This window comes from uncultured Aggregatibacter sp. (assembly GCF_938046485.1).
Taxonomy (GTDB): Bacteria; Pseudomonadota; Gammaproteobacteria; order Enterobacterales; family Pasteurellaceae; genus Aggregatibacter.
The window spans coordinates 25,078-40,519 of the sequence record NZ_CALIWN010000015.1 but is presented as its reverse complement, the minus strand read 5'-3'; the positions used below and the strand labels follow the sequence as shown (position 1 = coordinate 40,519).

The 15,442-nt window shown below is 43.6% G+C and carries 14 protein-coding genes; 10 read left to right on the top strand and 4 right to left on the bottom strand.

The genetic code is table 11. The features are described from left to right. The 6 genes from Q0203_RS01885 to Q0203_RS01860 form a co-directional block, all read left to right on the top strand. Nucleotides 1-1,754, top strand: a 1,754-nt coding sequence (locus Q0203_RS01885; protein WP_297929100.1) for an AAA family ATPase, incomplete at its 5' end; no start/stop codon positions are given. 287 nt (nucleotides 1,755-2,041) lie between these two features. Continuing rightward, a complete protein-coding gene (gene mltG / locus Q0203_RS01880; protein ID WP_297929098.1) occupies nucleotides 2,042-3,085 on the top strand; it encodes an endolytic transglycosylase MltG in 1,044 nt (347 codons plus the stop codon). A gap of 1 nt (nucleotide 3,086) precedes the next feature. Then, the gene (gene tmk, locus Q0203_RS01875; RefSeq protein ID WP_297929097.1) at nucleotides 3,087-3,719 is read left to right on the top strand and encodes a dTMP kinase; all 633 of its coding nucleotides are present in this window, start codon (nucleotides 3,087-3,089) and stop codon (nucleotides 3,717-3,719) included. Then, on the top strand, nucleotides 3,716-4,699 hold the full coding sequence (locus tag Q0203_RS01870) for a DNA polymerase III subunit delta' (protein WP_297929095.1): 984 nt from the start codon (nucleotides 3,716-3,718) through the stop codon (nucleotides 4,697-4,699). Before tmk ends, Q0203_RS01870 begins: the two co-directional genes overlap by 4 nt. Nucleotides 4,700-4,702: 3 nt before the next feature. Further along, nucleotides 4,703-5,485 (top strand): YchF/TatD family DNA exonuclease, encoded by a 783-nt coding sequence (locus Q0203_RS01865; protein ID WP_297929093.1) that lies wholly within the window; start codon nucleotides 4,703-4,705, stop codon nucleotides 5,483-5,485. A gap of 31 nt (nucleotides 5,486-5,516) precedes the next feature. Then, nucleotides 5,517-6,041, top strand: a complete 525-nt coding sequence (locus Q0203_RS01860) for a DUF1523 family protein (protein ID WP_297929091.1) — start codon at nucleotides 5,517-5,519, stop codon at nucleotides 6,039-6,041. A 33-nt stretch (nucleotides 6,042-6,074) separates the two neighbouring features. On the opposite strand, the gene Q0203_RS01855 is transcribed toward Q0203_RS01860, so the two are convergent. The 4 genes from Q0203_RS01855 to udk are packed head-to-tail and all read right to left on the bottom strand — an operon-like array spanning nucleotide 6,075 to nucleotide 9,697. Next, entirely contained in the window at nucleotides 6,075-7,253 is a 1,179-nt protein-coding gene (locus tag Q0203_RS01855) for a sugar transporter (protein WP_297929089.1), read from the bottom strand. After that, nucleotides 7,253-8,452: a hypothetical protein gene (locus tag Q0203_RS01850; protein ID WP_297929088.1), complete on the bottom strand. Its 1,200-nt coding sequence runs from the start codon at nucleotides 8,450-8,452 to the stop codon at nucleotides 7,253-7,255. Before Q0203_RS01850 ends, Q0203_RS01855 begins: the two co-directional genes overlap by 1 nt. Further along, complete coding sequence (gene dcd / locus Q0203_RS01845; protein ID WP_295976535.1) at nucleotides 8,453-9,037, bottom strand: dCTP deaminase; 585 nt, start codon at nucleotides 9,035-9,037, stop codon at nucleotides 8,453-8,455. It abuts the gene before it with no gap. Nucleotides 9,038-9,046: 9 nt separating this feature from the next. Beyond that, nucleotides 9,047-9,697 carry a uridine kinase gene (gene udk / locus Q0203_RS01840; RefSeq protein ID WP_297929085.1) on the bottom strand — a complete coding sequence of 217 codons (651 nt, stop codon included), beginning with the start codon at nucleotides 9,695-9,697 and terminating at the stop codon, nucleotides 9,047-9,049. A gap of 263 nt (nucleotides 9,698-9,960) precedes the next feature. Between udk and Q0203_RS01835 the strand changes: the two genes are divergently transcribed. From Q0203_RS01835 to fbpC, 4 genes are all read left to right on the top strand, one after another. After that, nucleotides 9,961-11,001 (top strand): ABC transporter substrate-binding protein, encoded by a 1,041-nt coding sequence (locus tag Q0203_RS01835; protein ID WP_297929083.1) that lies wholly within the window; start codon nucleotides 9,961-9,963, stop codon nucleotides 10,999-11,001. Nucleotides 11,002-11,156: 155 nt separating this feature from the next. Further along, on the top strand, nucleotides 11,157-12,191 hold the full coding sequence (locus Q0203_RS01830) for an ABC transporter substrate-binding protein (RefSeq protein WP_297929081.1): 1,035 nt from the start codon (nucleotides 11,157-11,159) through the stop codon (nucleotides 12,189-12,191). 66 nt (nucleotides 12,192-12,257) lie between these two features. Beyond that, the gene (locus Q0203_RS01825; protein ID WP_297929080.1) at nucleotides 12,258-14,315 is read left to right on the top strand and encodes an iron ABC transporter permease; all 2,058 of its coding nucleotides are present in this window, start codon (nucleotides 12,258-12,260) and stop codon (nucleotides 14,313-14,315) included. Nucleotides 14,316-14,331: 16 nt separating this feature from the next. After that, nucleotides 14,332-15,378 (top strand): ferric ABC transporter ATP-binding protein, encoded by a 1,047-nt coding sequence (gene fbpC / locus Q0203_RS01820; protein ID WP_297929078.1) that lies wholly within the window; start codon nucleotides 14,332-14,334, stop codon nucleotides 15,376-15,378. The last annotated feature ends 64 nt before the right edge of the window (nucleotides 15,379-15,442 follow it).

The window sequence follows — 15,442 nt, the reverse complement described above, 5'->3', positions numbered from 1 at the left end:
AGCTGAATCCCGTTGAACAGGAAATTCTTCGTTTTGCCATGCATTTACGTAGTGAGGGGCCTATGTGTGATTTGCTTGGGTATTTGCCGAAATCGGATTTGCAAAGAACGGCTGCGATCGTGGCGGATTTACTTAAACAGCCGAAAAATCAGATTCTATCTGCCTTAAAGAAAGGCGGTAAACTCAATACTCATGGGATAATTGTTCGGAATTATCGCCTCGATAAGGTACATGATTATTTCTCGTGGGGTGAAACCTTAGATTTTGATGAATTTGTGACACAACCATTAAACGAAAACGTCCTATTAAAATCTTGTACGGAAGTCGCTCAAGTGCCAAGTTTGCAACTGGATGATTTTGCCCATATTGCCGGCATGAAAGAAATGATGTTGACCTATTTGCAACAGGCACTAAAACATCATCAGAAAGGCGTGAATCTTTTAATTTATGGCGTGCCGGGCACCGGTAAAACCGAATTTGCCGGATTGCTTGCACAAGCATTAGGGATTTCGGCGTATAACATTACTTATATGGATTCTGACGGAGATGTTGTGAAGGCAGAGCAACGCCTTAATTACAGTCGCCTTGCGCAAACGTTGTTGAATGGCAAACAGGCGCTTTTAATTTTTGATGAAATTGAAGATGTGTTTAACGGTTCGTTTATGGAGCGTTCTGTTGCACAAAAAAATAAAGCGTGGACAAATCAGTTGTTGGAAAACAATAACGTGCCGATGATTTGGTTATCCAATTCGGTACACAGCATAGATTCAGCTTTTTTACGTCGCTTTGATTTTGTGTTTGAAATGCCGGATTTGCCGTTAAAAAATAAATCGGCGTTAATTTCACAGCTGGCAGACGGTAAATTAACGGCGGAATACGTGCAGCATTTTGCCAAAGTGCGGTCACTTTCGCCGGCAATTTTAACGCGCGTGTTCAATGTAGCAAATGCGGTTGATAACGGCAAAAAAGCCTTTTCGGAGGTTTTGCTTACGCTATTTAATGAAGCCTTACAGGCACAAGGTAAAAAGAAAATTGAGCCGTTGGTAGAAAATAAACTGAGTTATCAGCTTGAGTGGGTTTCCTGCAATGAAAACATTCATAAAATCAGTGAAGGATTAATGCGAACCAAGAAAGGCAGAATTTGCTGTTATGGCCCACCGGGCACAGGGAAAACCGCTTGGGCTGGTTGGCTTGCCGAGCAGTTAGATATGCCGTTGTTGCTGTGCAAAGGATCTGATTTACTCGCTCCTTATGTGGGCGGAACAGAACAAAAAATTGCGGAGGCATTTGAATCGGCGAAGCGTGATAATTGTTTGTTGGTGCTGGACGAAGTGGATACGTTCTTATTTTCACGCGACGGTGCAGAACGTAGTTGGGAACGTTCTCAAGTCAATGAGATGTTGACACAAATTGAGCGTTTTGAAGGTTTAATGGTGGTTTCAACGAATTTGATGAATGTGCTGGATCCGGCAGCATTACGGCGTTTTGATTTAAAGCTAAAATTTGATTATTTAACGCCACAACAGCGTTTGGATTTTGCTAAACAACAAGCAGAAAAATTGAATTTGGGCGCATGGGCTGACACTCATTCAAAACGTCTCCTTGAGCTGGACTTACTCACGCCGGGCGATTTTGCCGCTGTTGCCAGACGACATAATTTTTCCCCCTTTGAGAATCTAGAGGATTGGTTAGAAGCCTTGTGTGGTGAATGTCGAGTGAAGCCGGCGTTTTCCCGTAAAAAGGTCGGTTTTTAATCGTTGCTATATTTTGATTTATATAGACAATATTCTAAACCTCGTTATTGGGGACCATTGCATTTAGGACGATTTATTAAGGAGAACACATGATTTATTTTTCAGATAAACTTATTACGCCCCACCGGAAGATATTAAAGTGGTGATTGAACGGCAGCCTTAAAAAAACACGGCGAAAAACATCGTGAAAAACCACCGCACTTTCTTGCGCCAAAAAGGGCAAAACAACAGAGCTGAAAAAGGAAAGCTTGTGGTATAATCCGCAAAATTTCTCATTTTCTTAATTTATGAAAAAAATCGTTTTATTTTTCTTTTTATGCTTCATTCTACTTGCCGGCACCGGCTTTTGGGGATATCAACAACTACAACAGTTTGTACAGCAACCCGTCAATGTACAAAAGGATCAACTCCTTACCGTAGAACGTGGCACAACCGGTAATAAATTAGTCACGTTATTAGAGCAAGAAGGTATTTTGGACAGTGCCGCATTATTGCCTTGGGCCTTAAAATTACACCCGGAATTGAGCAAAGTGAAAGCAGGTACTTATTTGTTGGATGATGTGAAAACCGTAGAAGATTTGCTGAAATTACTCAACTCCGGCAAAGAAGCGCAATTTAACGTGCAATTTATTGAAGGCAACACCTTTAAAAATTGGCGAAAACACCTCGAAAACGCACCGCACTTAAAGCAGACCTTAAAAGAGAAATCCGAACAAGAGATTTTCCAGTTATTGGCACTGCCAAAAGTCTCAAAAGCCATTGATGAATGGATGAAAATCGACGGTTGGTTGTATCCGGACACTTATAATTACACGCCGAATTCTACCGACTTAGAACTGTTGCAGCGTGCTGCAGAACGCATGAAAAAAGCCTTGGACAAAGCCTGGAATGAGCGCGATAAGGATTTACCCTTAGAAAATCCTTACGAGATGTTGATTCTCGCGTCTATTGTAGAAAAAGAAACCGGCATCGCCGCAGAACGCCCTCAAGTAGCTTCGGTGTTTATCAATCGTTTGAAAGCCAAAATGAAGCTCCAAACCGATCCGACAGTGATTTACGGCATGGGTGAGGATTACAACGGCAATATTCGTAAAAAAGATTTAGACACGCCGACCCCTTATAACACCTATGTGATTGACGGTTTACCGCCAACGCCGATTGCCATGCCAAGCGAAGATGCATTACAAGCCGTGGCGCATCCTGCGCAAACAGAATTTTATTATTTCGTTGCTGACGGCAAGGGCGGTCACAAATTCAGTCGGAACTTGAATGAACACAATAAAGCGGTGCAGGAATATTTACGCTGGTACCGTCAACAAAACGGAAAATAATATGGCAGGCAAATTTATCGTGATTGAAGGCTTGGAAGGCGCGGGCAAAAGCACCGCCCATCAATGTGTCGTGGATACCTTAAAGGAATTAGGCATTAACGATGTCGTCTTCACCCGTGAACCCGGTGGCACACCGTTAGCTGAAAAATTACGCCACCTCATTAAACATGAAACAGAAGAGCCGGTCACAGACAAAGCCGAATTGTTGATGTTATATGCCGCCCGGATTCAATTAGTGGACAATGTCATTAAGCCCGCCCTCGCCCAAGGCAAATGGGTGGTGGGTGATCGCCATGATATGTCGTCACAAGCGTACCAAGGCGGTGGCCGCCAGTTGGGAGAGGCTTTGTTAACCAACTTAAAACAAACCGTTTTGGGCGATTTTGAGCCGGATCTGACATTGTATTTGGACATTGATCCTGCCATCGGTTTAGCCCGCGCCCGTGGACGTGGTGAGCTGGATCGTATCGAACAACAACACCTGGATTTTTTCCACCGTACCCGTGCCCGTTATTTAGAACTGGTAAAAGACAATCCGAAAGCCGTGATGATCAATGCGGAACAATCCATTGAGCAAGTGCAGGCAGACATTAAAAGTGCGGTCAAAAATTGGTGGATTTCGCTATCAAAATGAGCCTTTTACTCCCTTGGCTGACGCCAACTTATCACAAAATCACACAGGCTTTTGATGAGGCTTTAGGGCACCACGCCCTGCTGATTCGCGCCGATGACGGCCTTGGTGTAGAGCAACTTTGCTCCGCGTTGGCAAAACGTCTGATGTGCTTAACGCCCAACGGGGCGGAGGCTTGTGGCGAATGCCATGCCTGCCATTTAATGCAAGCCAACAGCCACCCCGATTTCCAGCCTATCGCGCCCATTGATAACAAGGACATCGGCGTGGATCAAATTCGTGCCATGAACGAACAAGCGACGCAGCATGCGCAGCAAAACGGCAATAAAGTCATTTATATCGAACAGGCACATCGTTTGACAGAAGCCGCTGCCAACGGCATTTTAAAAACACTGGAAGAGCCGCGTCCAAATACCTATTTCATTTTGCAGTGCGATATGCAAAAGGCGTTGCTGCCAACCATTTACAGTCGCTGCCAAGTGTGGAACCTCTTACCACCGTACACAGACACGGCATTACCATGGTTACAATCACAAACATCCGCCGAAACGCAAGATATATTGACCGCACTTCGGGTGAATTATGGCCGACCACTGCTCGCACTTGCCATGTTAGAGCAAAATTTACTGGCGCAACGACGGGAATTTTTACGTCAATTTTGGTTGTTTTATCGCCGTTGTTCGCCTTTGGAATTACTGCCGTTTTTTACTAAAGAACTTGTCTTGCAGCAGCTGGATTGGTTGTCAGCCTTTTTGAGTGATAGTTTAAAAAATAAACTGCATATTCACGAAGACTGGATTTGTCAGGATATTGAACAAGGCGTCATTCAATTTAGCCAAGGACTGTCTACACCGGCATTATTAAAAGCGACACAAATTGTTGGCAAAGTGCGGTCGGATTTATCGGCAAATTCGGCGTTGAATTTAGAATTGATTTTACTCGACGGGCTGACCCGTTTAATTACTGAAGTGTTTGAAGGATAAAATATGTTTATTGTGGATTCCCATTGCCATTTGGATGCCTTAGATTACGAAACATTACATCAAAATATTGCCGATGTCGTGGCAAAAGCAAAAGCACGCGAGGTGAAACATTTATTAGCGATTGGCGTGACCTTGAGCCGTTTTGAAAAAGTGTATCCGGAATTAGCCAAATTCGATAACGTCTCTTTAGCCTGCGGTGTACACCCGCTGGATTTTGAAGAAGAACCTTATGATGCCGCGCGTTTGTTACGCTTGGCGCAAGATCCGAAAGTCATCGCCATCGGCGAAATCGGCTTAGATTATTATTACAGTGCAGAAAACAAAGCCGCCCAACAAGCCGTGTTTGCCAGCCAAATTGACGTGGCCAACCAGCTCAATAAACCGGTCATTATTCACACACGCCAGGCGCGCGAAGACACGATTCGCCTATTACGCGATAATCAGGCAGAAAAGTGCGGTGGCGTTTTGCATTGTTTTACCGAAAACTATGACATGGCAAAACAAGCGTTAGACTTGGGTTTTTACATTTCCATTTCCGGGATTATCACCTTTAAAAATGCGGAAGAACTTCGGGAGGTGGTGCGCAAACTGCCGCTGGATCGTCTACTGGTGGAAACCGATTCGCCTTACTTGGCACCGGTGCCTTATCGAGGTAAACAAAATCAACCGGCATATACCCGCGAAGTCTGTGAATATATTGCGACATTAAAAGGCATTTCAGCCGAGGAAATGGCGCAAATCACCACACAAAACTTCGAGCGTTTATTTAAAATTCAGGTACAATAATTAACTAATCTTATTTCAATAGGACAAAAAGATGAGAAAATTTTTAAAATATTTTTTTATTTCCGTCATTTTTATTTTTCATTTATGTGTTGCTGCAGCGATAAATTATGCGATGCCGAGCTATGATGTCACCAAAGTGACCGGTGTTGAGGTGAAACGGGTGGATAAAGACGGCCCGATTACAAAAGCCAATCCGGCAGACGGCCCGACCCGCGATGTGTATTTTATCAATACGCAACATGAAAACGGTAAAGTGATGGTATATCGCAACGAAGATACCCGTTGGGGTTTTCCGTTCTATTTCAAATTCGGCTCAGCCAATTTACAGGCATTGGCGCAAGCCTTGGGCAATGAAGAAAAAACCGTGGAAATCAAATATTACGGCTGGCGTCTGACCATGTTTGATGAGTTTCCAAATGCGTTATCCGTAAAAGAAATGGCTGAGACAGATTCGCCCAGCCATCCGGTTGTTTCTTATATTCTTTATGTTGTTTTACTCTTTACGCTCTTTTTCTCCATTCAATTTATCCGTGGTTGGTTTGATAGCGAAAATTAGTGTTTTTAGTCCGTTTAAATATGGATCTTAATATCAGCGGGGCGCTTTTCCATAGCGTATATGAACGGACAGAAATAGCATGATCCCCGCTGTTGCAAATACGGCACCGGAAAAACCGATGTTCGCCAGTCCAAGGTGTTGCATGACTTGATTGCCTAATAGCGCACCACCCCCGATACCAACATTATATAACCCTGAGTAAATCGCCATTGCCACATCCGTTGCATCCGGTGCCAGTTGTAGTACTCTCGCTTGCAAACCAAGCCCAATGCCCGAAATGCCGATTCCCCACACAAATGCCAGTAAGTACATGAAAAAAATATTATGACTGAATGGCAATAGCAAGATCAGAGAAACCATCAATATCGCCATGGATGTCAATAAAAATTTAGTCGGCGAGAGGGGATAGAAGCGACTGAAGATCAGGCTGCCGGTGACCCCGGAGAAACCAAAAATCAACAAAATGGCGGTGGCGACATCATTACTCATTTCACCAATACGAATGATGAACGGTTCGATGTAACTATAGGCGGTAAAATGTGCCGAAATGATAAATACCGTTAATGCATAAAGTCCCACCAATAATGGACGTTTAAATAAAGAGGGAAGGCTACTGAGCGAGCCTGCATTGCGACTGACCAAGTGCGGTAGGAATCGGTAAAGTAATAAGAGGATGCAAAAGGCAAGCAAGGCAATGATACCAAAGGTTTCGCGCCAACCGAAATATTGCCCAATTACGCGCCCAAGCGGCAAGCCAAGCACCATTGCCAATGAGCTTCCCATTGCTAACAAACCGATTGCTTGTGCTTTTTTATCTTTCGGTGCAACGCGAACGGCAAGTGAGGTGGTAATGGACCAAAAGATTGCGTGTGTAAAAGCAATGCCGATGCGAGAAAGCAACAGCACCCCAAAGTCCCATGCCAACACGGAAAGCACATGGCTTGCCACAAAAATAATCAATAATTTAATGAGCAGACTACGTCGTTCCAGTTTTGCCGTCATGAGCATAAAAGGTAAGGACATCAGCGACACAATCCACGCATAAATAGTAATCATCAGCCCGGTTTGTTCTACCGGAATCTGAAAACTTTGGGCTATGTCTGAAAGCAAGGCGACCGGTAAGAATTCTGTTGTGTTAAAAACAAAGGCGGCAAATGCCAACAAAACGACACGAAAAAATTTTAAGCGTCGTACGATTTTTAAAGTGCCCATTATTCCCGCCCTAATTTACGTTTAAGAAGATCTTTAAGTTGATTGCGCAAGTTTTTGTCAAATAGCACTTCATATTGTGGGGAGTAGCAATTATTAAAGAAACGCAGGGGCAGAACAAATTCCGAATATTTTTCATTATTTGCTCGAAGCGTTAAATTCACATCACATTGCATGGATTTTAAGTTTACCTGACCGCTTCCTTCCCCTGAAAGTGCGGTGGTTTTTAACAGGATTTTGTCAATCTTCAATTGATTCTCTTGAAGCATAGAACTCATGACAAATTTTTTATACGGTGTTTTGATCGCATCTTTTTGTTTAACTTCGGCATTCTGCCAATTGATCGGCAAATATTGCCCGGCAAGTTCCAATAAATTTACACCGGATAACTCGCCATCATGCGCACTAAAATAGAATTTACCGGCTTTTATTCGCGACTGAACGAACTCAGCGGTAATGTCAAAATCCGTGTTGCCGGTGAGCGTATTCGGAAAGTTAAATAACGCCAATAAACGTTCGATAGGGTAATTTTTGCCTCGAAAACTGACCGCACTTTGATCGGGATCGCTCGCATAATCTAGGTGTGCGAGGCAAACGAAATCGCAATCCGAGATAATATCAGCGGTAACATATTTAGTGTCTTTGGATAAATCGACTTCCGCACGGAGAGTGCCTAGCGGTTGTTGGTTTAGCTCAGCGTCTTCAAACACCACCGCAAAGTCTTTTTCGGCGAATCGGGAAATTTCCCCTTTATTGAAACGAAAATGAAAACGTTGTAGATCACCATATAATGGTTTATCCCATTCAAGCGTTAAGGACTGAGGCCCATTGAATTGCACGCGATCTTGGCGAACATTATCCAGACTGAAATCGGAGAAATGTATTTGTATATTCGCTGCATTATGTGCCTTATCGGAAAAACGAATCTTTTGAATATCTAACTGCGCAAGTTGCACATTGCCGGAAATTAACGTGGAAAAATTCAATTTCCCGGTTAACTTCCCGATAGTCACTTGGTTGTGTTTAACCCCTTCAAAAGCCACATAGGGCTGCGGGAAAAAGCCAATATGAAGATCTTGAACAACTGTTTTATATTGCGCTAATTTGGTACTGACCGCACTTTCCAGCTTATTCAGTTGAACGTAAAAAAGTGCTGAGATCGCCAACATCACGACCAATGTCATCAGGGCGATCTTTTTCATTTATTTATCCTCATCAATACGACTGGCAACCGCGTTTTGTTGATTTTTGTATTTAGCGTCTTTACGGCTGTTATACGGACGTGCCGCCGCGCCACTTAACACTTCAAAACTCAAGGCGCCAATCACCATATTCGGACGCAACGCCAACGGCAACTTACCGGAATTATAAAACTCCAACACGATTTTGCCTTCCCAACCCGGATCGATACGGTGTGCCGTCACATGCACCATTAAACCCAAACGCGCTAAAGAAGAACGTCCGTCCAACCAACCGATAATATTGGCAGGCAGTTTCACCGACTCCAAAGTGGTGGCAAGAGCAAGCACACCGGGGTGTAAAAAGAAGGCTTCATCATCAGCAATAATAATTTCATCGCTCATGACCGACTCCAACTGCGCCGACACTTCTTCTTTCGGACCGCTTAAATCAATGTAAGGTGCGGAATGTTCACGAAACACGCGAAAAGAATTCCCCAAACGAACATCAATGGTCGCGCCATTAATTTTATCGTTAGACGGTCGTGGATTCAGAGAAATCAAGCCTTCATCCAGATAACGCTCAATGTCGGTATCACATAATCTCATGCCAGGCTCCTATTTTTGGCTTAATAATTGCATAATTTGCGCTTTTAACATATTGATGGCAATGCGGTTTTTACCACCGCGAGGGATCACAATGTCAGCGTGTTGTTTAGACGGTTCGATAAATTGCAGGAACATCGGACGCACAGTAGCACGATATTGATCAATGACTGATTGCAAGGTGCGTCCACGCTCTTCCATATCACGCTGTAAACGACGAATAAAGCAAATATCTAACGGCGTATCCACAAACACGGAAATATCTGCCAACTGACGTACACGCTCGTCTGTAAGTAATAAAATCCCCTCTAGAATCACAATACGTTTTGGCGTGAAATGGGTCACTTCATCGGTTCGGGTATGCTCCACATAACTATACACGGGAATATCAACGGCGTTGCCTGCTTTTAAAGCTTTCAAATGCTCAATGAGCAAATCACGGTCCATAGAATTTGGGTGGTCATAATTCGTTTTAACCCGTTCAGACATCTCTAAGTGGCTTTGATCTTTGTAATAACTATCTTCTGCAATAATACCGATTTCTTCACAGCCTAATTCATGACAAAGCTCTTTGTGCACCGTAGAGGCAATAGAACTTTTTCCTGAAGCCGAAGCGCCTGCAATGGCGATAATAATACAAGATGATGCTTGATGCTCTGACATACCGTTTCCCTTTCTCTCATTGAGTAAATAAATTAGCGAAATTATAAAGAAAAAAGCGTTTTTTTGACATAAATAGATCCATTTACAAACAATTTTTATACAATTAATTTTTTACGCAACATATTCGCTCATAAAATTCTTCGTTTTGTGAGACTTCTCACATTAATTGAGGGGTATTTTATGTAACATGCAAACCTCGAAAGCACTTGCTTGAGCGCATTTCGTATTACATTTTCATTTTATGAACAATAAAGAGGTACAACATGAAACTAAAATCACTTTCTCTTGCAATTTCAACCGCACTTTTAGCCGGTGGATTACTCGCATCACAAGCTGCAACGGCAAAAGGACGTTTAGTCGTGTATTGTAGTGCGACGAACATTTTATGTGAAACCACCACCAAGGCATTCGGTGAAAAATATGATGTCAAAACCTCCTTTATTCGTAACGGCTCAGGCAGTACCTTTGCCAAAGTAGAAGCGGAAAAAAATAACCCACAAGCCGACGTATGGTTCGGTGGTACATTCGACCCGCAAGCGCAAGCGGCTGAATTAGGTTTAATCGAACCTTACAAATCCAAACATATTGATGAAATCGTAGAACGTTTCCGTGATCCGGCAAAAACCAAAGGTCACTATGTTTCTGCCATTTACATGGGGATTTTAGGTTTCGGCGTGAACACAGAACGTCTTGAAAAATTAGGCATCAAAGAAGTGCCGAAATGCTGGAAAGACTTAACGGATCCACGTTTGAAAGGCGAAGTACAAATTGCTGACCCACAAAGTGCCGGTACAGCCTACACTGCGCTTGCCACGTTCGTACAACTTTGGGGCGAAGATAAAGCCTTTGATTTCTTAAAAGCTTTACACCCGAACGTTTCCCAATACACCAAATCCGGTGTCACCCCATCCCGTAACGCGGCTCGCGGTGAAGCGGTTGTTGGTATCGGTTTCTTACACGATTACGCCCTTGAAAAACGCAATGGCGCACCATTGGAACTCGTGGTGCCATGTGAAGGCACCGGCTATGAATTAGGTGGCGTGAGCATCTTAAAAGGTGCACGCAATATCGACAACGCGAAATTATTTGTGGATTGGGCATTATCTAAAGAAGGCCAAGAATTGGCATGGAAACAAGGTGAATCCTTACAAATCTTAACCAACACAACGGCAGAGCAATCTCCAACAGCATTCGATCCAAACAAATTGAACCTTATCAATTATGACTTTGAAAAATACGGCGCCGCCGAACAACGCAAAGCCTTAATTGAAAAATGGGTTCAAGACGTTAAATTAGCGAAATAAACACGCTAAAGTGCGGTCGAAAATTCTTGTATTTTTCTCACCGCACTTTTCTTATATTGATAGCTCGTGCCCCGCTGCGTGAGCCTATCACCATCATTAGGACGCACATCAACAAAAGTGCGTTACCTCGACATCAAAAACACAGGAGTGTTGAAATGAAACTCTCAAAAATTGCGTTAGCGCTTTCAGGCGTTGTACTCGGTGGGATGTTATTAAGTGGCAATGCGGCGGCGAAAGGTCGCTTGGTTATTTATTGCAGTGCGCAAAACACCATGTGCGAGCAAGAAGCCATGGCATTCGAGAAAAAATATGATGTAAAAACCAGTTTTATTCGTGGCGGCACGGGCACTATCTTAGCCAAAATCGATGCGGAAAAAGATAACCCTCAAGGCGACGTTTGGTATGGCGGTACAATGGATCCGCATTCCCAAGCGGGTGAAATGGGCTTGTTAGAACCGTATAAATCACCAAACCTGCCACAAATTGTTGAACAATTCCGTGATCCGGCCAAAATGAAAGGCAACTATTCCTCTGCTATCTATCTTGGTGTGTTAGGTTTTGGTGTGAACCCTGAACGTTTACAAAAACTCAATTTGCCAATACCAAAATGCTGGAAAGATTTAGCCGATCCAATGTATCGCAATGAAATTCAAGCGGCGGATCCGCAAAGCTCCGGTACAGGCTATACTCAATTAGCCACTTATATTCAGCTTTGGGGCGAAGAGGAAGCCTTCAACTATTTGAAAGCGTTAAACAAAAACGTCTCGCAATATACCAAATCCGGTAACACAGCAACTCGCAATACCGCCCGTGGCGAAACGGCTATCGGCATCGGCTTTTTACACGAATATTCGTTAGAAAAAGCCAAAGGTGCTCCGGTTGAATTAGTAGTGCCTTGCGAAGGGACGGGTTATGAAATCGGCGGTGTCAGCGTGATCAAAGGCGCACGCAATCTTGAAAACGCCAAACTTTTCGTGGATTGGGCACTATCGAAAGAAGCGCAAGAATTAACTTGGCAAAAAGGCGAAGCCTATTCCATTTTAACCAATACCACGGCGCAACAATCACCTTATGCGTTGGATTTTAAATCCATTAACCTGATTAACTATGATTTTGACAAATACGGCGCCACCGATTTACGTAAACGCCTTATCACCAAATGGGTCGATGATGTCAAATTAGCCAAATAATTGTAGTAAAATTAAAGAAGCAATGCGCTGTTGCATTGCTTCACTTTTCTACTAATGCGAGGTTGTATGAACGCAAACAAACTTCCAATAACACATTCTGCTCATTTTTGGATCATTTTATCCTTAATTGCATACTTGGTTTTACCTTCCCACGCCCTAGATTACGGCTTGTTCGACAGCACTGCCGATGAATTCTACGATGCCATGGGGTGGTCGTCTTTTAACATTACCGCCCTTTGGTTCTTACCGGTGATTTTATACGGTTTGTTGCCGTGGCTAAAATTACCCGCCAATACCCAAGCTAAAGCGGAACTTTACTTACTGGCAATAGCCACACTATTCACCTTTATCAGTGCGAGCGTGTTAAAAATCAGTATGGGTTATTCGGTCATCGTTTTACTCATCAGTTTCACCGCACTTGCTACGCTATCGCTTGCCAAGCTGAAAATCATGCAAGGCGATAAATTTATTATCGCCTCCTTGCTTTGCATTATTTTGCTGATTTTCTTCTTCATCGTGTATCCAACCTTGGCGATTTTTGTCTCCATGTTCTACGACGGGGACACCTTTGCCCCACAACAAGTGATGCGTATTTTGACGCAAAGCTACATTGTGCGCGTCATCAGTAACTCCTTGTTTTTATCCGGTTTCGTGGGTATCGTTTCTACGGTATTCGGTTTAGCCTTTGCCCTTTATACAACCCGTATCGCACGCCGTACCGCATTTATCGGTAAAATCTTCTCTATTTTGCCGATTGTTACACCACCGTTTGTGGTCGGATTAGGGGTAACTTTAATGCTTGGTCGCTCCGGTTATGTGACCGAGTTTTTATCCACCAATTTCGGCTTCACCAATCACAACTGGTTATACGGTTTTAACGGTATCGCCATTGCGCAGATTTTGGCATTCGCGCCAATTTCCTTCATGATTTTAGACGGCGCATTAAAATCCGTGCACCCGTCCATTGAAGAAGCATCTTATACGTTGCGTGCTAACCGTTATCAAACCTTCTATAACATCATTTTCCCGTTACTGCGCCCGGCCTTGGCGAACTCGTTCCTCATCGTGTTCATCCAATCCCTCGCAGACTTTAGTAACCCGTTGGTGTTGGGGGGTAGCTTCGACGTTATTGCAACGCAAATTTACTTCTACATTGCCGGTTCACAATTAGATTACGCCTCCGCCAGTACCCTTGGCTCCATGTTGTTAATCTTCTCCTTGGCGATTTTTATCATTCAATATTTATGGATTGGTAACCGCTCTTATGTGACCGTTTCCGGTAAATCTTATCGCGGCGATGTACAAGAACTCCCTGCCGGCTTGAAATACACGATTATTTTCATGCTCGGCTCTTGGGTTATCTTCAACCTTGCTTTATACGGCAGTATTTTCTACGGAAGCTTCACCGTCAACTGGGGTGTGGACTATACCTTAACCTTGAAGAACTACGCCATGTTGTTCGGACAAGGATTAAGTGACGGCGCATGGCCTTCCTTAATTAATACCTTAATTTACGCTGGTATCGCGGCACCACTTACCGCCATTTTTGGTTTATTAATTGCCTATATTGTGGTGCGTAAAGACTTCCAAGGGAAAAAATCCCTCGAATTCTTAACCATGCTTTGTTTTGCCGTACCGGGCACCGTAGCGGGGGTCTCTTACATTCTTGCCTTTAACAATGCACCGATGTACATCACCGGCACCAGCATTATCGTGGTGATTTCCATGGTGATGCGTGATTTGCCAATTGGTATGCGTGCTGCAATTGCAGGCTTGGGACAATTAGATAAATCTCTGGACGAAGCGTCTCTTTCACTGAAAGGTAGTTCATGGAAAACCCTATGGTATATCGTGTTGCCATTATTAAAACCGGCCTTGCTTTCTGCGCTTGTCACCAGTTTCGTGCGTGCCATGACGACAGTGAGTGCAATCATCTTCTTGGTGACTGCGGATACCCGCGTGGCAACCGCATACATCCTAAACCGTGTCGAAGACGGTGAGTATGGGATTGCCATTGCATACGGTTCTATCTTAATCGTGGTAATGATGGCGATTATTTTATTCTTCGACTGGATTGTCGGTGACACCCGCATTTCCCGTTCCAAAGCGAAAAAAATGAATTAAGTTGTAGGTAAAAAATATGAGTAATGATTTCTTAGTATTAAAAAATGTCACGAAAGCCTTTGGCAAATCTGTGGTAATTGATGATTTGGATTTAACCATTAAACGCGGCACCATGGTGACGTTGCTTGGGCCATCCGGTTGCGGTAAAACGACCATCTTGCGTTTAGTTGCCGGTCTTGAAAACCCAACTTCCGGACAAATTTTCATTGATGGTGAAGACGTAACCAAATCGTCCATTCAAAATCGCGATATTTGTATCGTGTTCCAATCTTATGCGTTATTCCCGCACATGAGCATCGGCGATAACGTGGGCTACGGCTTACGCATGCAAAACGTCAGCAAGGAAGAGCGTAAACAGCGCGTTAAAGAAGCCTTGGAATTGGTGGATTTGGCTGGGTTTGAAGATCGTTATGTGGACCAAATTTCCGGTGGTCAACAACAACGTGTGGCGCTTGCTCGTGCGCTTGTTCTCAAACCAAAAGTCTTACTGTTCGATGAGCCTTTAAGTAACCTTGATGCTAACTTACGTCGCGCAATGCGGGAAAAAATCCGTGAATTACAACAAAGCCTTGGCATCACCTCTTTATACGTTACCCATGACCAAACGGAAGCCTTTGCGGTATCGGATGAAGTCATCGTGATGAATAAAGGCAAAATCATGCAAAAAGCACCGGCAAAAGATCTGTATCAACGCCCGAACTCCTTATTCTTGGCTAACTTCATGGGCGAATCCAGTATTTTCCCTGCAAAATTGCAAGGCAATACCGTTAACATTCATGGCTATGAACTTGCCTTAAATAATGCGGCGCAATTTAATTTACCGGACGGTGATTGTTTGGCTGGCGTTCGCCCGGAAGCCGTTTATCTCCATGAAACCGGCACAGAAGCCCAACGTTGCACGATTAAAAGTGCGGTGTACATGGGCAACCATTGGGAAGTTGTGGCGATATGGCATGGTCAAGATTTGTTGATTAACTGCCGTCCGGAACAGTTCAACTCGGCATTGCAAGAAGCCTATGTACATCTTTCCGAGCAAGGTATTTTCTTGTTAAAAAATCAGTAAAAATTAAAAAATAATTGAAATTTTAACCGCACTTTGTATTCAAAAGAGTAAAGTGCGGTTATTA